Raw genomic sequence first — 19,254 nt, 5'->3', positions numbered from 1 at the left:
TGGTCGGTCCCGGCACGGCCCGGAAGGAGTTTCCTGTCGCGGAATCAGTCAGGAAACAGGAAACCCGAAGAGCGCGGCGGATATCTCGACGTGCAGTTGCCTGGCCGGGCGGTAGTTGTGCCTGCGCGCCATCGCCTTGGTGAGCCTGCGCAGTTCGGTGCGTGCGGTGGCCGAGCCGATCGGCTGCGCGATGGCGATGACCTGCGACGCGACCTCGCACATCCGATCGAGGTCACTCGTTGCCTCGTAGGCCAATGCGAGCCGCGCGCCGTACATCGCGCGTGCCCGGCGGGCCGTCGGAGCGGTTCTGGCCAGCGCTCGTTCCAGCAGTTCGGCGGCCTGGCGCGGCCTGCCCAGATCGAAGGTGCACCACCCGGACACGGCCAGGTTGAGGTCGGCGACCGTGGTGGAGCCGAGCGGTGATCCGCCCGGGCCGTCCGGGACTGCTGGGGACAGCAAGGATTCGGCACGGTCGAGCGCGGCCAGGCATTCGCGGCTCTGGTTGAGCATCGCGTGTCCTTGCGCCTCACGGTGCGCGGCGAGGGCACGGACGCGTGTGTCCGCGCCCTCGCGCTGTTGTGCTTGCCGTGCAAGGGAAATCGTGCGTGCGGGGTCCTGGGCGGACATGGCGAGCTCGGCTTCCCTGACCAAGGCGTACGCCGCGAGGACCTGATCTCCGGCGGACGTGGCGAGTGTGGCCGACTGCCGTGTCCACGCCAACGCGGACTGGTTGTCGCCGGCCTCCTGCGCCATCCAGCCCGCGTACTCGGCGTATCGCGCGGCGAGGATCTCGAAGACCGCTCGGGTGGGCGCCCGCGGCGTCGCGTAGGCCAGTTCGAGCAGCGTGCAGTACTCGACGCCGACCGTGCGCAGCACCAGGCCCGGTGCGCTTTGCTGGCCCCGCTTGCGAAGCTGCTCGAACTGGTCGCGGTAGTACAGCCGCGTCTGCGGGTCCTCGCCCGCGGTCTCGGCGTCGGCATCGCTGACGCCCAGCGGCAGGAACAGCGCGCTGCCGAACGCGAGCACGTCCCGCCGGCTGGCGTGGACCATCTCCACACTGGCGTCGTTGGTCCGCCGCGGCCGGGCCCGGTGGACCAGCGCGGCGAGTTCCCCGTTGGCGCCGAGTTCCGCGTCCGCGAGCCGGGCGAGCTGTTCGGTCGGGTGCTGCCTGCCGTTCTCGATCTTGCTGAGGTAGCCCTTGCTGAAGTTCAGCCGCCTGGCCAAGTCGGTCAAGGAGATCTCGGCGTGCACACGCCGTCTGCGCAACTCGGCGCCGAATTCGTGGTTGACCACTCGACGCACCTCCCCTTCGCACGGTACCGCGCGGTACCAACGGTGGCGACGGGTTTCCTGTTGCCGCTGACGAATCCGGATCACTCGGCCCGTTCGGTGGTGGCGGGGACCTTCCACAGCACGGCGGCCACGAACACGGCGACGAGCACGGACACGGCCGCGCACAGCCACACCACCCACTGCATGCCGCTGACGAAACTCGCACGTGCCGCGGTGATCAACGCCTGGCCCAGCTCGACCGGCATCGACGCGGCGATTTGGTGTGCCGCGCCAAGGGTTTCACGTGCCGGGCCGGGGACGTCGGCGGGCAGTTCCGCGCGGTAGATCGCGGCGGCGACGCTGCCGAGCACGGCGATGCCGATCGCCCCACCGAACTCGTTCGCCGTCTCGGACACGGCCGCTGCCGCGCCGGCCCGGTTCTTCGGCGCTGTGGCAAGGACGAGGTCGGTGGCGATCGCGACCACGCCGCCGATCCCCAGGGCGAGCACCACCTGGGACGCGACGACCCAGGCGAGCCCGGTTTCGGTGCCGACCTGAGCGAGCAGGCCGTAGGCCACTGCTGCCAGGACGAGCCCGGCCGCGACGATGATCGCCGGTCGTAACCGGGCCGAGAGGGACGTCGCCACGGCGATCCCCAGCACCATGCCCGCCATGCTCGGCAGGTTCCACAACGCCGCCTTGAGCGGTCCGAAGCCCAGCACCAGTTGCAGGTACTGCGAGATGAACAGGCCCAGTCCGGCCAGCAGTACGAACGTGATGGTGGCGGTGACGACCGCGCCGCTGAACTGCACTCGGCGGAACAGGCTGATGTCGATCATCGGGTGTTCGGCGAGCCGCATCCGGCGCAGGAACAGCGCGCCGAACGCCAGCCCGATCGCGATCGAGCCCAGGTGGCCCCACGCGAACCCGTCCGCGGCGATCTTCTTGACGCCGTAGATCATCGGCAGGATGGTCGCGAGCGAGAGTGCGGCGCCCGCCAGGTCGAACCGGGCCCGGTCCGGGTTGCGGAACTCGGGCAGCAGGAGCGGGCCGAGGACCAGCAGCAGCACCATCACCGGCACGTTGAGCAGGAACACCGAGCCCCACCAGAAGTGTTCGAGCAGCACGCCGCCCGCGATCGGGCCGAGCAGCGCGCCGCCGGCGAAGCCCAGCGTCCAGACGCTGACCGCGATCTGCCGCTGGCCCGGGTCGTGGAACATGGTCCGGATCAACGCCAGCGTGGACGGCGCCAGCGTGGCACCGCCGATGCCGAGCAGGCCACGCGCCGCGATCAGCATCTCGGTGGACGTCGAGTACGCGGCGACCACCGAGGCGACGCCGAACACGGCGGCGCCCGCGAGCAGTACTTTCCGGCGTCCGATACGGTCGCCGAGGGTGCCCATCGTGATCAGGAACCCGGCGAGGACGAACCCGTACAGGTCGAGGATCCACAGCAGCTGGGAACTGGTCGGGGCCAGGTCGGCGCTGAGTGCGGGCAAGGCGTAGAACAGCACCGACAGGTCCATCGAGACGAGCAGGCAGGGCAGCACGATGACGGCGAGACCGAGCCATTCGCGCCGGGTGGCGCGGGTGCGCACGTCGGTTTCCACAAGATCCCCCTCAAGCATGATTACAACGTAAACACGCGATGTTTACAAGGTATACTCGATTGGTGCGCATGGGGCAACCGGGAATGGGAGAGTTATGGCGCGGCCCAGTCTGAGCCGTGAGCAGATCGTGTCCGCCGCGATCGAGGTGGCCGACGAGGGCGGCCTCGACGCGGTGACGATGCGCCTGGTCGGTCAGCGTCTCAACGCCAGCGGCATGGCGCTGTACCGGCACGTGGCCAACCGGGAAGCGTTGATCGAGGCCATGGTCGACGCGGTGGTGGGGGAGTTCGCCTACCCCGAGCCACGCCCGCCGCACTGGCGCGACGCGCTCGCCGCGCTGGCCAACCAGGACTGGCGCTCGTATTTCGCGCACCCCTGGTTTCTCGCCGCGACGGCCACCTGCCGTCCCGTGCTGGGGCCGAAAATGCTGGCGGCGATGGAATGGGCACTCGCGTCATTCGACGGCCTGGACGTAACCGCGCTGGAGAAATTGCACCTGCTCAGCATTGTCACGTCGTACGGCCAAGGCCTCGCCCTGACGTGGACGCAACCCGATCGTGAGGGCTCCGGCCAGTACTGGCGCGAGCAACTGCGGGGCGTCGGGCATCGGCGGCTGGAAGCGATCCCCGCCGAACTCGGTGACGACGTCGAACTCGATCTGGACCGGCAGTTCGCGTTCGGCCTGGAGCGAGTGCTCGACGGCATCGAGATGTACTTGACGTCGCCTCCGGCGAGGCGACCCTAGTGCCGTGAAGGCCGCGGTGCCGGCGTCGGATGCCCGGCAAGCGGCCCTCACGGCGGGGGAGCGTCAGTCCAGGACCTCGGCCTTTTCGATGATGACGTCCTGCTTCGGCACGTCCTGGTGGCCGCCCGCGTTGCCGGTCGGCACGGCCGCGATGGCGTCCACGGTCTCGGTGCCCTCCACGACCTTGCCGAACACGGCGTAACCCCAGCCCTGGCCCGCGGGGGCGGTGTGGTTGAGGAAGTCGTTGGTCGCCGTGTTGATGAAGAACTGCGCGGTGGCCGAGTGCGGGTCCGAGGTCCGCGCCATGGCGACGGTGTAGTGGTCGTTCTTCAGGCCGTTCTGGGCCTCGTTCTTGATCGGGGCGCCGGTCGGCTTCTGGCGCAGACCCGGCTCGAAGCCACCGCCCTGGATCATGAAGGTCTTGATCACGCGGTGGAAGATCGTGCCGTCGTAGTGCCCGCTGTTCACGTACTGCAGGAAGTTCGCCACGGTCTCGGGGGCCTTCGCCGCGTCGAGCTCGAGGACGATCGGGCCGTGCGACGTGTGCAGCTTGACTTTGCTCATGCCCACATTCTGCATTGACCCGGCCGGACCGGCGCGACCGCCGCTCCGGCACAGCCACCTACCAGCAGATCGTCGACCAGGCCAAGCACGCGCTGCGGCTCGGCAAGCGCTACCGCCGTGGCTGGGCGCTGCGCGATCGCACCTTCGAGTCGCCCTCCTCGTGAGTGTTTATCGGGGTTAGAACCCTGATAAACACTCACGAGGTCTCCGACGCGCTGGCGTGGGCGTCCCGCCGCCGGCTGGCCTAGATCAGGATGAGCGACCCGAACGCCACTCCGCCGACCAGGACCGTGGACAGCGCCCCCAACACCAGGCCCTTCTTGCCCGCCCGCACCAACTTGCCGATCCGGACGGTCGTCCCAAGCCCGAACATCGCCGCCGCGAGCAGGGTGGTGGTGGTCACTTTCGCCCCGTCGAGCACGGGGCCGGGAAGGATTCCCGCGCTACGCACCAGAACCATCGCCAGAAAGCCCACGGCGAAGAGCGGGACCGCGGGAGGCTTCGGCCCGTCCTGCCGTTGAAAGAACCCCACACCCGCCACGATCGGCGCGAGCAGGACGACACGCGTGAGCTTCACGACCACCGCGGCACCGACGGCCGCGGCACCGGCAGGCGAGGCGGCCGCCACCACCTGTGCGACCTCGTGAACGCTCAATCCCGCCCACTTGCCGAGGAACTCACTGCCCATCCCACGGCCGATCAAGGGCACCAAGGCGATCGCCGCACTGCCGTACAGGGTGACAAGCGTGACACTGGCGGCAACGTCCTCTTTGTCCGTCCGGGCAACACTGTCCATGGCCACGATGGCCGAAGCGCCGCAGATGGAGAACCCCGTCGCCACCATCAGCCCAAGCCCGCGCGACACCCCGATCCACCGGGCCAACGCCAAAGTGCCGAAGAAACCGGCCAGCACAGTGACCACGACCGCGAGAACAGTCCCGAACCCGAGATCGGTGATCTGAGCGAGGCTGAGCTGCAGCCCCAGCAGGACCACACCGGCCCGCAGGAACCGCCGGGTGGCGTGCTGGAGGTCGGCCCTGACCGGAACCAGTACTCCAATGAGGACAGCCACGGTCAGGGCACTGAGAACTGGCACGAAGTGATTGACCACCAGTGCCACGACCGCACCCGCCAACGCCACCCACATGCCACCAGGTTGCCGCCCCTCGCGCGCACGCGGTACCGGGTGATTGAGCCTGAGGTCATAGCCAAAGGGAATGACTGAGGGCGAACCGGAAGCCGAGACCCGGACACGACACACCAGAACCGGCCTTGAGCTACCTTGACCCCCATGGGCGAGACAGGCACCGAAGAACACACCTGGAACAACTGGCGACGCCCCCTGCCCACCCCGGCCCAGCAGCGCCAGGACGTCCTGATCGCGATCCTGACGCTGCTCGGCGCCCTGGCCGCGATGATCCTGATCAACAGCATGGGTGCCTTCACGTTCGGAGCGGCCCCCGCGCTGTGGGAACAGCTCATCTGGGCCGCTGCCCTCACGCTGCCGCTGATGCTGCGCCGCCGCTACCCGCTGGCGGTCCTGCTGATCGTCGGAGCCTTGTTCATCGCCGCCCAGGCCAGGCAGGTCGGCGACAACCTGATGCCGTCGATCGCCTTGTTCATCGCCACCTACACCGTTGGCGCGTGGGAACGGAACCGAACGTGGGCACGCTGGGCCCGCGTCGCGGTCATCCTCGCGATGTTCGCCTGGCTCGGCTACGGCATGCTCATGACGATCGCCAAGCCGAGGCCGCCCTTCCCGGACGCCGCCGGGCCGCTGGACCCGCTGCTGGCGAACTTCCTGTACGGCTTGAGCGTCAACATCCTGTTTTTCCTCGGCGCCTACTTCTTCGGCAACGTCGCCTGGCTCTCGGCGCGGCGAGAGGCCGAACTGGTCCGGCGTGCGGAAGAACTCCGTCTCTCCCAGGAGCAGAACACCCGGGGCGCGATCGTGGCCGAGCGCGTCCGGATCGCCCGCGACCTGCATGACGTCGTCGCACACCATGTCTCCGTCATGGGCGTCCAGGCGGGTGCCGCACGCCGGGTGCTGGCGAAGAACCCCGAGGTGGCCAGCGAAGCCCTGCGAACAGTCGAGCAAACCGCCCGCACGGCCATCAACGAACTGCGCAGCCTGCTCGGAGTCCTCCGGGCCGAAGACACCGACGTCCCCGAAACCCACCCGGCCTCACCGGGACTCGACCAGCTGCCGGAACTCGTCACGGCCGCCCGTAACGCTGGCCTCGAAGTGGACCACGGTGTCTACGGCGAGCCCCGGCCGGTGCCGCAAGGCGTCGCCCTGTCCGCCTACCGCGTCGTCCAGGAGGCCCTGACGAACGTGGTGAAACACGCCGGTGCCCACAAAGCCGACGTCCGGGTGCGGTACCTCGATTCCGCGCTGGAGGTCGAGGTCACGGACGACGGCCGCGGTGACGTGAAAGGATCGAACGGATTCGGTCTGCTGGGGATGCGGGAACGGGTCGCGGTGCACGGCGGCGAGCTGGAGGCGGGACCTCGCCGCAGCGGCGGGTACCGCGTCCGGGTCAGCCTCCCGACTGTCCACTAGGGAGGGACTGTGGCACTGCGGGTGGTGCTCGCCGACGACCACGACCTGGTCAGAGTCGGTTTCCGGGTGATACTGGGCGCCGAGGACGACATCGAGGTGGTCGGTGAGGCGGGCGACGGCCGCACCGCGGTCGACCTGGTCACCGAGCTGCGCCCGGACGTGGTGCTGATGGACGTGCAGATGCCCGGCATCGACGGGCTGGAAGCCACCCGGCGGGTCGTGGACGTGGCCAAGGTCGTCATCCTCACCACGTTCGACCGCGAGGACTACCTGTTCGAAGCGCTTCAGGCGGGCGCGAGCGGCTTCCTGCTGAAAAACGCCTCACCCGAGGACCTCGTCGACGCGGTGCGAATCGTGGCGCGCGGCGACGCCCTGCTGTCGCCCGAGGTGACCAGGCGGGTGATCGCCCGGTTCAGCGGAAACGCGCCCACTGTGCCGTTGGCCCGGCCACCGCAGCTCACCGACCGCGAGTGCGAGGTGCTGATCCAGCTCGCCCGTGGGGCCAGCAACGCCGAGATCGCCAAGGAACTGTTCCTCGGCGAGACGACGGTCAAGACACACGTCTCCCGCATCCTCACCAAACTCGGGCTTCGTGACCGTACGCACGCGGTCGTGTACGCATACGAGAACGGGATCGTCGCCCCAGGTCGTTTGTAGTTCCCGCGGAGGACACGCGGGGTCGATCGTGCGCCGGACGCGGCGGCGCACCGCCGGTTCCTAGTCTCACCGCATGTTGAAGGTGACTTCGGTCAGCCGGAGTTTCGGTGACCACCGGGTCCTCGACGAGATCTCGTTCGACGTCCACTCCGGACGGATGACGGGCTTCCTCGGCGCCAACGGATCCGGCAAGACGACGACGATGCGGATCATCCTCGGGGTGCTCGCGCCGCACGGCGGCAGCGTGACCTGGCGTGGCGGGCCGATCACGCAACCGGTCAGGCAGAGCTTCGGGTACATGCCCGAGGAGCGCGGCCTGTACCCGAAGATGAAGGTGGCCGAGCAGATCACCTGGCTCGGTCAGCTGCACGGGCTGTCGGCGTCGAAGGCGAAGGCCAACACCGGGAAGCTGCTCGACGAGCTGGACCTGACCGGGCGCGCCGACGACAAGCTGGAGGAGCTTTCGCTGGGCAACCAGCAGCGCGCCCAGATCGCTGCCGCGCTGGTGCACGACCCGGCGCTGCTGATCCTCGACGAGCCGTTCTCCGGGCTGGACCCGATCGCGGTGGACACCGTGCTGCGGGTGTTGCGCGACCGTGCCGCCGAAGGCGTGCCGGTGTTGTTCTCCAGTCACCAACTGGCTCTGGTGGAACGTCTCTGCGACGACCTCGTGATCATCTCGCGTGGCTCGATCACCGCGAGCGGCGGACGGGAGGAGCTGCGTGCCAAGTACGGAACTTCGCGTTTCGAACTGGTGGTGGACTCCGACGCGGGCTGGCTGCGCGACCATCCCGGTGTCCGAGTGGTCGATCTGGACGGTCCGCGCGCGGTGTTCGAAGTGGACAACGGGCAGACCGACCAGCGCGTGCTGGAGTCGGCGTTGAGCCGGGGCGCGGTCCGCAGCTTCACGCCGCTCGTGCCGTCCCTGGAAGAGATCTTCAAGGAGGCGATCTGATGGCCACCACGGGATTCTGGCCGGCGACAAAACTGGTCGCCGAGCGGGAGATGAGGACCTTCCTGCGGCTGAAGGGCTTCTGGTTCGGCCTGGCGATCCTGCTGATCGCCCTGTTCGCCGCGGCCATCCTGCCGACCCTGTTCGGTGACTCGAAGCCCGTGGTGGCCGCGGTCGGGCCGGAGGCCCGCCAGGTCCTCACCGACACCAGCGTCGAGATCCGTGACGTGCCCGACGTCGCGACGGCCGAACAGCTCGTCCGCGCTGAGGAAGTGGAAGCCGCGGTGGTGCCGGGCCCGCGGGTGATCGCGTTGGACGATCCGCCGACCAAGGTGATCGCCGCGCTGGCCACCGCCCCGCCGGTCGACCTGCTCGCGCCGGCCGCGGTCACCGAGGGCGTCCGGATCCTGGTCATCCAGCTGTTCGCCTTGGTGTTCCTGATGTTCGGGATGGGCGGCTCCGCGATCGCCCAGGGCACGGTCACCGAGAAACAGACCAGGATCGTGGAGATCCTGGTGGCCACCGTGCCGGTGCGGGCCTTGCTGGCCGGCAAGATCCTCGGGCACTGGCTGCTCAACGTCGGTCAGCTGCTCGTGGTGACGATAGCCGCGCCGATCGCGCTGCAACTCGGGGGACACTCGTCGCTGTTGACCATGGTGGCGCCCGCGCTCGGCTGGTTCATACCGTTCCTGTGCTTCGGATTCGTCCTGCTCGCCTCGATGTGGGCGGTCGCGGGCGCACTCGTGAGCCGTCAGGAAGACCTCGGCGCGAGCATGGGACCGGTCATGATGCTGGTCATGGGCCCGTACTTCGGTGTGGTCTTCGCATCGGACAACGCGACCGCCATGACCGTCCTGTCGTACATTCCGTTCTCCGCCGCGGTAGCGATGCCTCTACGGATGTTCACGGGCGAGGCGCAGGCCTGGGAGGCAGCGCTGTCGTTGGGCGTCTTGGCCGGAGCGGTCGTGGCCATCGTGCTGCTGGCGAGCCGGCTGTACACGGGCTCCTTGCTCCAGACCGGCGGCAAGGTCGCCCTGAAGAAGGCATGGGCCCACGCCGACTAACCCCCTCGTGAGTGTTTATCAGGGTTAGAACCCTGATAAACACTCACGAGGTCTGATCAGGCCTGTTCGGACCACCATTGCTGGCCGGCGTCCGGCAGCGTGCCGATCGGGTCGTAGTACGGGTACTGGCGGGTCAACGCCTCCGGGTCGGCGTGCTCGATTCCGGTGCGGTAGTTCTTCGTCCAGTACGAGATGCCACGTTCCCGGTCGTACTCGTGCACCTGGTGCACCCACCGCTTGCCGACGTACGGCACATCGCACACGATCCGCGGCGTCGCGTAACCGGGTAGGTAACCCATGATGGCGTGCTGCAGTTCCTGCGCCTCCCACACCGCGACCCGCCAGTGCTCGGCGTTGGGGATCATGTCGCACATGTAGAAGTAGTACGGCAGGATGTTCGCCTCCCCTTGCAGCGCGAAGCAAAGGTCGAGCAGGTCGGCGGGGGTCGCGTTCACGCCCCGCATCAGCACGCCCTGGTTGCGGACGTCCCGCACACCGACCTCGAGCGCGGTCCGTGCGGCCTCGGCCACCAGCGGTGTCACTGACTGCACATGGTTGACGTGCGTGTGGATCGCCAGGTTCACGCCCCGGCGGTGCGCGGTCCGCGCCACACGCTCCAGGCCCTCGACGACCTTGGGCTGCAACCAGTGCTGCGGCATTCCCGCCAATGCCTTGGTGGCCAGGCGAATGTCGCGCACGGTGTCGATGTCCATCAACCGCATGAGGAACGACTCGAGCTGGTGCCATGGCACGTTGGCCACGTCGCCGCCGGACACCACGACGTCACGGACACCCGGCGTCTTCTTCAGGTACGCGATCATCTCGTCCTGGCGGTCGACCGGCTTGAGCGTCAGCTTGTGCTTGTCCACCTGTGCCGTCGAGTTGCCGACGAGGTCCATCCGCGTGCAGTGCCCGCAGTACTGCGGACATGTCGACAGCAGTTCCGCCAGGACCTTGGTGGGGTAGCGGTGGGTCAGGCCTTCGACGACCCACATCTCCGCCTCGTGCAAGGAGTCCCGTGACGAATACGGGTGGTTCGGCCAGCGTGGGTCACGGTCGCTGCGGACCGGCAGCATGTAGCGGCGGACCGGGTCGGCGTAGAACGCCTCGGTGAACTTCTGCTGGTCCTCGCCCGCGTCCGGCGCCATGGTGTTGAGCATCTGCGGGGGCAGCAGCATCGACATCGTGGCCAGGTGTTCCTGGTCGGCCGCGAGGTCGTCGTAGAACCGCTCGTCCAGCAGATCGCCGACGCACGCGCGCAGCTGCTTGATGTTGCGCAGGCAGTGCACGCGCTGCCACTGGGCGTCCCGCCACTGGGCCTCTGTGACGTCACGCCAGCCGGGGAAGCGACGCCAGTCAGGTTCCACTAGCTCACGGCGCGTGTAGGAGTACGGCTGCTCGTCACTGGCCTGTATGGCTGCGGTGACGGTGGTCGTCGCAGTCATATCTCCTCCTCGCTGTCGACGATGCGTAAAGATATACTGTCAGAACGACAGTACAACGTAAATCTTCCGGAGGTGCGTGGATGTCCTCGTACGGTCTGTATCGGGTGACGGAGCCCGTGGGCGTGCTTCCGCAGCAGGCGGAGCGCCTGGACGCCGACCCGGTCGCCAGGCCGGACGAGGTGGTCGTGGACGTCGAGTGCCTCAACCTGGACGCCGCCTCGTTCCGGCAGCTCCGGGAGCAGTACGGGGACGGCGACCAGGTCCGTGCCGCCGTAGTGGACATCGTCCGGCGTCGCGGCAAGATGCACAATCCCGTCACAGGGTCCGGCGGCATGCTGCTCGGCACGGTCCGCGAAGCCGGTCCCGACTCGCCGCTCGGCCTCAAGCCGGGGGACCGGATCGCCACGCTCGTGTCCCTGACGCTGACGCCGTTGCGCATCACCGACGACCTGGTCAAATGGGACGGCACGACTGAGCAGGTGCCGTGTGCGGGGACCGCGATCCTCTTCGGGCGTTCCATCGCGGCCGTGCTGCCTGACGACATGCCGGACCACCTGGCGCTGTCCGTACTGGATGTGTGCGGCGCGCCCGCGTTGACCGACCGTGTGGTCCGTCGGCGCGAGCAGCCGTCGGTCCTGGTACTCGGTGGAGGAGGCAAGTCCGGCTCGCTGTCCCTGGCCGCGGCACGCCGGGCAGGCGCCAAGAGGCTCGTCGCACTCGTCCCGACCGGGCACGAGGCGGCGGCGGTGCGTGACGCCGGGCTCGCGGACGAGGTCGTGATCGCGGACGCCCGCGACCCGGTCGCCGTCGCCGAGAGGGTCGGCGACCAGGTGGACGTCACGATCGTGTGCGTCGACGTTCCCGGATGCGAGCACGGCGCGGTACTGGCCACCGCGGACGGCGGGACCATCGTGTTCTTCTCGATGGCCACGTCCTTCGCCGCCGCCGCGCTGGGCGCCGAGGGACTGGCCGCGGACGTCGAGATGATCATCGGCAACGGGTACGTGCCTGGTCACGCGGCGTTCGCGCTGGATCTGCTGCGGACCGAGCCAGGGGTCCGCCGGTTGTTCGAAGCCCGCGAGCGGCAGACTTCCGGGGCATGAGGATGTTGTTGCTGGGTGGCCGGATCCACGCCGCGGGTGCGCCGGACGCGACTGCCATGGCGGTCGAGGACGGCACCGTGGTGTGGATCGGCCAGGACGGCCCGGCGAAAGCGCTGTACCCGGACGCTGAGGTCGTCCAGCTCGACGGGGCTTTTGTGGCGCCCGCGTTCGTCGACCCGCACGTGCACTCGACAGCCGCCGGCCTGCAGCTCACCGGCCTGGATCTGACCGGGTGCACGTCGCTGGTGGAGATGCTCGACGCGCTGCGCAAGGCCGACGGCGACACAGTCTGGGGTCACGGCTGGGACGAAACGGCGTGGCCTGAGCGCAGACCGCCGACTCGCGCGGAGATCGACGCGGTCGCGGGCGGGCGGTTGGTGTACCTGTCACGGATCGACGTGCATTCGGCGTTGGTGTCGTCGGCGACCGTGGACCGCGCACCGGACGCCAGGGGAGCGGACGGTTGGGACGCGGACGGGCCGTTGTCGCGCGACGCTCACCACCACGCCCGTCGAGTCGCGTTGCGAAGCCTGTCGGCTGAGCAGCGTCAGGCCGCCAAGCTGGCGTTTCTCCAGCACGCCGGCTCGCGCGGAGTGGCCGCGGTGCACGAGTGCGCCGGTCCGGAGATCTCCGGCAAGCAGGACCTGGCCGAAGTCCTCGACCTCGGCCGCTCCGAATCACTGCCGGACGTCGTCGGCTACTGGGGCGAAATCGGCGCGGTCGAGGTGGCGCGGGAACTCGGCGTGCGCGGCTTGGCCGGCGACCTGTTCGTCGACGGCGCCATCGGTTCACGCACAGCGGCCTTGCACGAGCCGTACGCCGACGCGCCGACCACCGGCGCTCGCTACCTGGACGCCGGTGACATCGCCGAACACCTCATCACGTGCACCAACGCCTCGCTCCAGGCCGGATTCCACGTGATCGGTGACGCGGCGGTCGCGGCAGTGGTCGACGGCTTCGCCAAAGCGGAGGCGACGGTCGGGCGCGACGCGCTGGCCGCGGCCCGGCACCGGCTGGAACACGTCGAAATGGTGACCGCGGAGCAGGCCGACCGGTTGGCGTCCTGGGGTGTCATCGCCTCGATGCAGCCGATGTTCGACGCCGCGTGGGGCGGACCGGACGGGATGTACGTGCAACGTCTGGGGGAGCGGGGCACGTCGTTGAATCCGTTCGCCATGCTGGCTCGTAGCGGTGTCGTGCTCGCGTTCGGCTCCGACGCGCCGGTGACTCCCGTGGACCCGTGGCGATCCGTCCAGGCGGCCGTGCACCACAAGACACCAGGTTTCGGCGTGTCGGCACGGGCCGCGTTCACGGCGCACACACGCGGCGGCTGGCGTGCCGCGGGCGTGGACGACGGTGTGACTGGTGTTCTGACGCCAGGTGCTCCGGCCACGTACGCCGTGTGGGAGACCGGGGATCTCGTCGTCGCGGGCAGCGACAGCCGGGTGCAGCGCTGGTCCACCGACCCGCGCTCGGGCGTTCCCGGCCTGCCCGCGCTCGACCCGGGTGCCGAACTGCCGGCGTGTGTCCGGACCGTGTTGCGGGGAAAGACGATCTACCAGAAAGGATGAGGCGGATGGGTGATCTGCTGAACCTCGACCCCAACGTCGTGGCCAAGGCTCGGCAGCTCGCTGCTCGGGCGAGCGAACCGGTGATCGCGCTGGCCAAAGCGCACACCACGGTCGCCGTCGAGCGCGCGACTCTCCGCCTCGCGGGCATCACCGGCGCGGACACCGCTCACCGCGCCGGTGACGTCCCCTGGGTCAACCGTGTCGTGGACACCATCCGGGAGCACTGCGGCCTGGAGCACGGCGCGGTGTTGCCCGCGTTCGACGCGTTGCGGCGACACGACTTCGCGAACCTGACCGAACTGGCCGAGGCGACCGCGGCCGGGCAGGTCCAGTACAAGGTTCCGGCAGGCCGTGAGGCCGAACGCGCGTACAAACTCGCCCGCACGGCGGTGGGGAAGGGGGTACGGACGGTCGACCGCAACCGCGCCCAGCGCGACAAGCTGATCGCGCGGCTGGGCGATCCCGCGCAACGACCGTGGATCTACCTGATCGTGGCCACCGGCGACATCGACGAAGACGTCATCCAGGCGGGCAACGCGGCCAGGGCGGGCGCCGACATCATCGCGGTGATCCGGTCGACCGGGCAGTCCCTTTTGGACTACGTGCCGGAAGGCGCCACGCACCACGGGTTCGCCGGCACGTACGCGACCCAGGAGAACTTCCGGATCATGCGGGCCGCGCTCGACGAAGTGTCCAAAGAGGTCGGTCGCTACATCCGGCTGACCAACTACGCCTCCGGGCTGTGCATGCCCGAGATCGCCGTGCTCGGCGGCCTGCAGCGGCTCGACATGATGCTCAACGACTCGATGTACGGCATCCTGTTCCGCGACATCAACCCGATCCGCACGTTCGTCGACCAGCGCTTCTCCCGCCAGGTGCACGCCCGCGCCGGGATCATCATCAACACCGGCGAGGACAACTACCTCACCACCGCCGACGCGGTCGACGCCGCCCACACCGTGACCGTCTCGCAGCTGCTCAACGAGCACTTCGCGCACGAAGCCGGGCTGCCCGACTCGTTGCTGGGCCTCGGCCACGCCTTCGAGATCAACCCGGACATCCCGGACTCCTTCCGGCTGGAGCTGGCGCACGCGTTGCTGGCACGGGAACTGTTCCCGGACGCGCCGCTGAAGTGGATGCCGCCGACCAAGCACATGACCGGTGACGTGTTCCGCGGCCACCTGCTCGACGGCTTCTTCAACCTCGCCGGTGTCCTGACCGGGCAGTCGATCCTGCTGGTCGGGATGATGACCGAAGCCGTGGTCACGCCGTTTCTGGCCGACCGTGACCTGGCGCTGGCCAACGTGCGGTACGTGCTCGGCGCGGCCGGGAACCTGCGGGAGGACTTCCGGCCCGCGCCGGACGGGTTCATCGTCAAACGTGCCCACCAGGTCCTCGGTGAGGCCGTCGACCTGCTTGAGCGCATCGTCGACGACGGCCTGCTGAACGCGATCGCCGACGGCACCTTCGGCCTGATGAAACGCCCGCCCACCGGGGGAAAGGGCGCGGACGGCGTGATCGAGAAAACAGCCGGGTACCGCAACCCGGCCGTCGACCTGCTGGAGGAGGCCCGGTGAGCAGCTCGGGGAGCAACTCGGGGAAACGCCACGTCCGGCCTTATGGCGACACCACCGGCGACGGCATGATCCAGGTGTCGTTCACCTTGCCCGTGCCGCACGGCCCGCGTGCCGACGGCGCCGCGTTGCAGCTGGCGGGCAAGATGGGCATGGACCCGGCGATGGTCGTGCACTCCAAGCCAATCGGCGCGGACTTCACGTTCTTCGTCGTCTACGGCTCGGTGAAGCACATCGTCGACCTCGACGAAGTGCGCGTGGTGGAACGGGAATACCCGTTGCTGTCACCGTCCGAAGTGAACGCGACGGTGAAGAAGGAACTGCGCCGCAAGCTGGTCGTCGTCGGCGGGTGCATCGGCACGGACGCCCACACCGTCGGCATCGACGCGATCCTCAACATCAAGGGCTTCGCGGGGGAGAAGGGCCTTGAGTACTACCGCGAGCTGCGCGTGGTGAACCTGGGCGCCCAGGTCTCGGTGCCGGAGCTGGTGAAACGGTCCCGTGCCGAGAAGGCTGACGCGGTGCTGGTCTCCCAGGTGGTCACGCAGCGGGACGCGCACATCCACAACACGCAGGAGATGTCGGCGGCGTTCCGTGAGGCGATGGGGGAGAAGCGGCCGCTGTTGATCGCGGGCGGGCCGCGTTTCGACCCGTTGATGGCGGGGGAACTCGGTGTCGACCGCGTCTTCGGCCGCGGGACCACGCCGGGGGAAGTGGCGAGTTTTTTGGTGCACGCGTTGCGGCGGAAGACGGGAGCTGGAGTGTGAACGGGGCGTTGATCGAGGGGTTCACGGTCACCCAACGGCGGTACGTGCCGCATTCGCACGCCCATTACGGCGGCAATCTGGTCGACGGAGCGTACGGTCTCGGCATGTTCGGCGACGTGGCCACCGAGATGATGATCTGGACCGACGGCGACGAAGGCCTGTTCGCGGGCTACTCGGCCGTCGAGTTCCTCGCTCCCATCCAGGCAGGCGACGTGATCGAGGCGACCGGCACGATCGTGCGGATCGGCAACCGGTCACGGGAGATCGCGTTCGAGGCGCGTGTGGTGTGCCGCGCCAACCCGGACCGTGGACCGTCGGCCGCCGACGTCCTCGACCCGCCGATCGCCGTCACCCGTGCTCAGGGGACTGTGGTCGTCCCGGTGTCGTCCGAGCAGGCCCCTGTGCAGAACAGCGCCGTCTGAAACAGCGATGTCCGAAACCGGCCAGCACACTGGCGGCTTCGGGCACAGGCTGGAGACATGCGATCTGTGTCTTCAGCCGACTGGCCCGCCCTCGTCGACGAGGTGAACACCTACGGGTGTGCCCTGACGCACCAGATCCTCACGGCGAAGGAATGCCAGTCGATCTCCGCGTTGTACGACGACGTCTCGCGTTTCCGGTCGACCGTCGACATGGCCCGCCACCGGTTCGGCTCCGGCCAGTACCGGTACTTCGACTCGCCGTTCCCGTCACTGGTCGCCCGGTTGCGCGAGGCGTTCTACCCGCACCTGCTGCCGATCGCCCGCGACTGGGCCGCGAAACTCGGCAAGCCAGCGCCGTGGCCGGACACTGTGGACGAGTGGCTTGAGATGTGCCACCGTGCCGGCCAGACCAAGCCGACGCCGATCCTGTTGCGCTACCGGGAAGGCGACTGGAACGCCCTGCATCGCGACCTGTACGGCGACCTGGTGTTCCCGCTGCAGGTGGTGATCGGCCTGGATGTGCCCGGGGTCGACCACTCGGGCGGTGAGTTCCTCTTGGTCGAGCAGCGTCCACGTGCCCAATCCCGGGGTATGGCAACGCTTCTGCCGCAAGGCCACGGCCTGATCTTCACCACGCGGGAGCGTCCCGTGCGCTCGGCCCGCGGCTGGTCCGCCTCACCCGTGCGGCACGGCGTGAGCGTGATCCGGTCTGGCATCCGCCACACGCTCGGCCTGGTGTTCCACGACGCCGCCTAAGGACGTAGCCGCCGTTCGGTGAGCTCGGTCAAGGCGCCTGTGGTCTCGGCGAGGTGATGGACCTGGTCGAGGAAGGCGCGGGCGCCTGAGCCGAGGATGGCCCTGAGCTCGCGGTTGACGTGCGCGCGGGCCTTGCGGCTGGCGTGGATCGCCTCCCAGCCCCGCTCGGTCAGCTCGACGACGCGCTTGCGTTGGTCGCCGGATGACGGCGTGCGGGAGACGTAGCCCTTGCGCTCCATCTCGATGACGGTCTTGGAGACGCCCTGCGCCGTGATGCCCAGCTTGGTCGCGAGTTCGCCGATGGTCTGCGGTCCTTGCTGCAAATGCTGGACCAGGTAGCCGTCCGACGGGCGCAGGTCGCCGAACCCGGCCTTCGCGATTTCGGCGGTGACCTGTGCCTGCGTGTTCGCGGCCAAGGCGGTGAACAGCAGAACCAGGTCTTCGGCGATGGGCTCAGGGGCGGTCACCCGGCCAGCCTCCGATATGCAACCATGGTTGTGCAACTTAGGTTGAATATTTGTCGGAGGTGCTGTGATGGTTGCCGGAAGACCTGTCTCACTCGCCGAGCTCGCTGACGACCTTGCCGAGATCACCGGGCGGATCGTGTGGAGCACGGTGTCGACCACCGACCGGCTCGGCAGGCCGCGGGCGAGGATCATGCACCCGGTCTGGGAGATCGGTGCCGCGTCGGTGATCGGCTTCGTCGGAACCCGCCGGACCCCGGTGAAGGTCGCGCACATCGCCCGGTCGCCGTGGGTGACCTGCGCCTACTGGTCGCCAGACCACGATGCCGCCTTCCTGGACTGTCACGTGACCTGGGTGGGCGCGGAGGCGTGGGACCGGCTCGCCGCCGGGTACGACCCTGCGACGTTGTGGCCGGACGGCCCGTCGTCGCCGGAGTTCGCCGCTTGGGAGCTGCGGCCTTACCGGATCCAGGTCATCCGCGGCGCCGACGTGACCGCCGGTCTTCCCTCGCCGATCTGGACAGCGTCTAGTACTACTGACACGGTTAAAACCGTCCGTGACGAAAATACAATGACCGCAGAGAAATGAGAGATTTCGCAGGTAGGCGAGGCGGCGGACGGTCGTTAACGTGAGGGCATGGACTGGTCTCCGCGCACTCTCGCGATCGTCTCCGGGCGGCCGCAAGGCCCTGGCGCACCGCTGAACACGCCGATCGTCGCCGCGAGCACGTTCGAAGCCGGCGGCGGCGTCGTGTACTCGCGGTCGGACGGCACGGCGACGTGGGCCGCCCTGGAGGATGCCGTTGGCGCGCTCGAAGGCGGACAGGCCACGGCGTACGCGTCCGGCGTGGCGACGTTGTCAGCCATCCTCGACACGTTGCCTGTCGGCTCGTCCGTCGTGGTTCCGACGTTCAGCTACGCCCTGACACGCGGAGTCCTGAAGCACGCGCAGCAGATGGGACGTCTGACGGTCACGGAACTCGACCCGACGGACACAGCGGCCTGGCAGGCAGCGGACGCGGACCTGCTGTGGCTGGAGTCGCCGACGAACCCGACGCTCGACGTGATGGACATCGAGGCGATCGCGTCCGCCGCGCGTGGACGTGTGGTCGTGGACAACACGCTGGCCACACCGCTGCAACAGCAGCCACTCCGGATGGGCGCGGACATCGTGGTGCACAGCGCCACCAAGATGATCGGCGGACACAGCGACCTGCTGCTGGGTATCGCGGTCACCAACGATGAGCAGATCGCGCAGGACCTGAGGAACGCCCGCACACGCGTCGGCGCGACGCCTGGCGCGCTGGAGGCGTACCTGGCGCTGCGCGGTCTGCGGACCATGCCGGTCCGGCTCGCCGAGCAGGAACGTACGGCGGCGCTGCTGGCGTCACGGCTCGCGGAGCACCCGTCCGTGACGAAGGTGCGCTACCCGGGCTTCGGGATGATGGTGTCGTTCGAGACCGCGGACGCCGAATCGGCTGGCAAGGTCTGTGATTCGGTGGAGCTGATCCGTTCGGCCACCAGCCTCGGCGGCGTGGAAACCTTGGTGGAGCGCCGCGCCTGGCTGCCAGGTGAGGAACGAGTACCCCCGGGCCTGATCCGGATGAGCGTCGGCCTGGAAGACCCGGAAGACCTCTGGCACGACCTGCACAACGCCCTGACCTGAACCCCTCGTGAGTGTTTATCCGTGTTCTAACCCTGATAAACACTCACGAGTAGGTCGTC

Annotated in this window: 20 protein-coding genes; 14 read left to right on the top strand and 6 right to left on the bottom strand. The window is 68.6% G+C overall.

The annotated features are described in order from the left end of the window. Positions 1–48 precede the first annotated feature (48 nt). Both GC106_RS14070 and GC106_RS14065 read right to left on the bottom strand, forming a co-directional pair. On the bottom strand, positions 49–1,293 hold the full coding sequence (locus GC106_RS14070; RefSeq protein ID WP_173129521.1) for a helix-turn-helix domain-containing protein: 1,245 nt from the start codon (positions 1,291–1,293) through the stop codon (positions 49–51). Positions 1,294–1,373: 80 nt separating this feature from the next. Beyond that, complete coding sequence (locus GC106_RS14065; protein ID WP_173129518.1) at positions 1,374–2,900, bottom strand: MFS transporter; 1,527 nt, start codon at positions 2,898–2,900, stop codon at positions 1,374–1,376. A gap of 76 nt (positions 2,901–2,976) precedes the next feature. Between GC106_RS14065 and GC106_RS14060 the strand changes: the two genes are divergently transcribed. Then, positions 2,977–3,627: a TetR/AcrR family transcriptional regulator gene (locus GC106_RS14060; protein WP_173129515.1), complete on the top strand. Its 651-nt coding sequence runs from the start codon at positions 2,977–2,979 to the stop codon at positions 3,625–3,627. A 63-nt stretch (positions 3,628–3,690) separates the two neighbouring features. On the opposite strand, the gene GC106_RS14055 is transcribed toward GC106_RS14060, so the two are convergent. After that, on the bottom strand, positions 3,691–4,191 hold the full coding sequence (locus GC106_RS14055) for a peptidylprolyl isomerase (protein WP_173129512.1): 501 nt from the start codon (positions 4,189–4,191) through the stop codon (positions 3,691–3,693). Positions 4,192–4,205: 14 nt separating this feature from the next. Here GC106_RS14055 and GC106_RS14050 point away from each other — a divergent pair, with 14 nt between their 5' ends. Continuing rightward, positions 4,206–4,355: a hypothetical protein gene (locus tag GC106_RS14050; RefSeq protein ID WP_173128872.1), complete on the top strand. Its 150-nt coding sequence runs from the start codon at positions 4,206–4,208 to the stop codon at positions 4,353–4,355. An 80-nt stretch (positions 4,356–4,435) separates the two neighbouring features. On the opposite strand, the gene GC106_RS14045 is transcribed toward GC106_RS14050, so the two are convergent. Then, the gene (locus tag GC106_RS14045; RefSeq protein WP_173129510.1) at positions 4,436–5,338 is read right to left on the bottom strand and encodes a YeiH family protein; all 903 of its coding nucleotides are present in this window, start codon (positions 5,336–5,338) and stop codon (positions 4,436–4,438) included. A 144-nt stretch (positions 5,339–5,482) separates the two neighbouring features. Between GC106_RS14045 and GC106_RS14040 the strand changes: the two genes are divergently transcribed. The 4 genes from GC106_RS14040 (at position 5,483) to GC106_RS14025 (ending at position 9,427) form a co-directional block, all read left to right on the top strand. Beyond that, on the top strand, positions 5,483–6,754 hold the full coding sequence (locus tag GC106_RS14040; protein WP_173129507.1) for a sensor histidine kinase: 1,272 nt from the start codon (positions 5,483–5,485) through the stop codon (positions 6,752–6,754). A gap of 9 nt (positions 6,755–6,763) precedes the next feature. Beyond that, complete coding sequence (locus tag GC106_RS14035; protein ID WP_173129504.1) at positions 6,764–7,411, top strand: response regulator; 648 nt, start codon at positions 6,764–6,766, stop codon at positions 7,409–7,411. Between the two features lie 73 nt (positions 7,412–7,484). Continuing rightward, positions 7,485–8,366 (top strand): ABC transporter ATP-binding protein, encoded by an 882-nt coding sequence (locus GC106_RS14030; RefSeq protein ID WP_173129501.1) that lies wholly within the window; start codon positions 7,485–7,487, stop codon positions 8,364–8,366. Next, entirely contained in the window at positions 8,366–9,427 is a 1,062-nt protein-coding gene (locus tag GC106_RS14025) for an ABC transporter permease (RefSeq protein ID WP_173129497.1), read from the top strand. Before GC106_RS14030 ends, GC106_RS14025 begins: the two co-directional genes overlap by 1 nt. Before the next feature lie 56 nt (positions 9,428–9,483). On the opposite strand, the gene GC106_RS14020 is transcribed toward GC106_RS14025, so the two are convergent. Then, the gene (locus tag GC106_RS14020) at positions 9,484–10,872 is read right to left on the bottom strand and encodes a KamA family radical SAM protein (protein ID WP_173129494.1); all 1,389 of its coding nucleotides are present in this window, start codon (positions 10,870–10,872) and stop codon (positions 9,484–9,486) included. An 80-nt stretch (positions 10,873–10,952) separates the two neighbouring features. Between GC106_RS14020 and kdd the strand changes: the two genes are divergently transcribed. The 6 genes from kdd to GC106_RS13990 are packed head-to-tail and all read left to right on the top strand — an operon-like array spanning position 10,953 to position 17,065. After that, complete coding sequence (gene kdd / locus GC106_RS14015; protein WP_173129491.1) at positions 10,953–11,975, top strand: L-erythro-3,5-diaminohexanoate dehydrogenase; 1,023 nt, start codon at positions 10,953–10,955, stop codon at positions 11,973–11,975. Then, a complete protein-coding gene (locus GC106_RS14010; RefSeq protein ID WP_173129488.1) occupies positions 11,972–13,546 on the top strand; it encodes an amidohydrolase in 1,575 nt (524 codons plus the stop codon). Before kdd ends, GC106_RS14010 begins: the two co-directional genes overlap by 4 nt. A gap of 5 nt (positions 13,547–13,551) precedes the next feature. After that, positions 13,552–15,123 (top strand): lysine 5,6-aminomutase subunit alpha, encoded by a 1,572-nt coding sequence (kamD, locus tag GC106_RS14005; protein ID WP_173129485.1) that lies wholly within the window; start codon positions 13,552–13,554, stop codon positions 15,121–15,123. Next, positions 15,120–15,887, top strand: a complete 768-nt coding sequence (kamE, locus tag GC106_RS49300) for a lysine 5,6-aminomutase subunit beta (protein ID WP_173129482.1) — start codon at positions 15,120–15,122, stop codon at positions 15,885–15,887. The genes kamD and kamE overlap by 4 nt, the downstream gene beginning before the upstream one ends. Then, positions 15,884–16,309, top strand: coding sequence for a 3-aminobutyryl-CoA ammonia lyase (kal, locus tag GC106_RS13995; protein WP_173129479.1), 426 nt, complete (start codon positions 15,884–15,886; stop codon positions 16,307–16,309). Before kamE ends, kal begins: the two co-directional genes overlap by 4 nt. A 57-nt stretch (positions 16,310–16,366) precedes the next feature. After that, entirely contained in the window at positions 16,367–17,065 is a 699-nt protein-coding gene (locus GC106_RS13990) for a 2OG-Fe(II) oxygenase (RefSeq protein WP_173129477.1), read from the top strand. Here GC106_RS13990 and GC106_RS13985 read toward each other — a convergent pair. Continuing rightward, positions 17,062–17,532 carry a MarR family winged helix-turn-helix transcriptional regulator gene (locus GC106_RS13985; protein WP_217280476.1) on the bottom strand — a complete coding sequence of 157 codons (471 nt, stop codon included), beginning with the start codon at positions 17,530–17,532 and terminating at the stop codon, positions 17,062–17,064. The two genes, GC106_RS13990 and GC106_RS13985, sit on opposite strands and share 4 nt — an antisense overlap. Before the next feature lie 67 nt (positions 17,533–17,599). Here GC106_RS13985 and GC106_RS13980 point away from each other — a divergent pair, with 67 nt between their 5' ends. Together GC106_RS13980 and GC106_RS13975 are read left to right on the top strand one after the other, a co-directional pair. Next, positions 17,600–18,118: a pyridoxamine 5'-phosphate oxidase family protein gene (locus GC106_RS13980; protein WP_217280475.1), complete on the top strand. Its 519-nt coding sequence runs from the start codon at positions 17,600–17,602 to the stop codon at positions 18,116–18,118. A 48-nt stretch (positions 18,119–18,166) separates the two neighbouring features. Further along, positions 18,167–19,195 (top strand): trans-sulfuration enzyme family protein, encoded by a 1,029-nt coding sequence (locus GC106_RS13975; protein ID WP_173129468.1) that lies wholly within the window; start codon positions 18,167–18,169, stop codon positions 19,193–19,195. Positions 19,196–19,254 lie beyond the last annotated feature (59 nt).

Source organism: Kibdelosporangium persicum (assembly GCF_013280595.1).
GTDB lineage: Bacteria > Actinomycetota > Actinomycetes > Mycobacteriales > Pseudonocardiaceae > Kibdelosporangium > Kibdelosporangium persicum.
The sequence above is the reverse complement of the archived record's forward strand: the minus strand, read 5'-3'. Positions and strand labels throughout refer to the sequence as shown.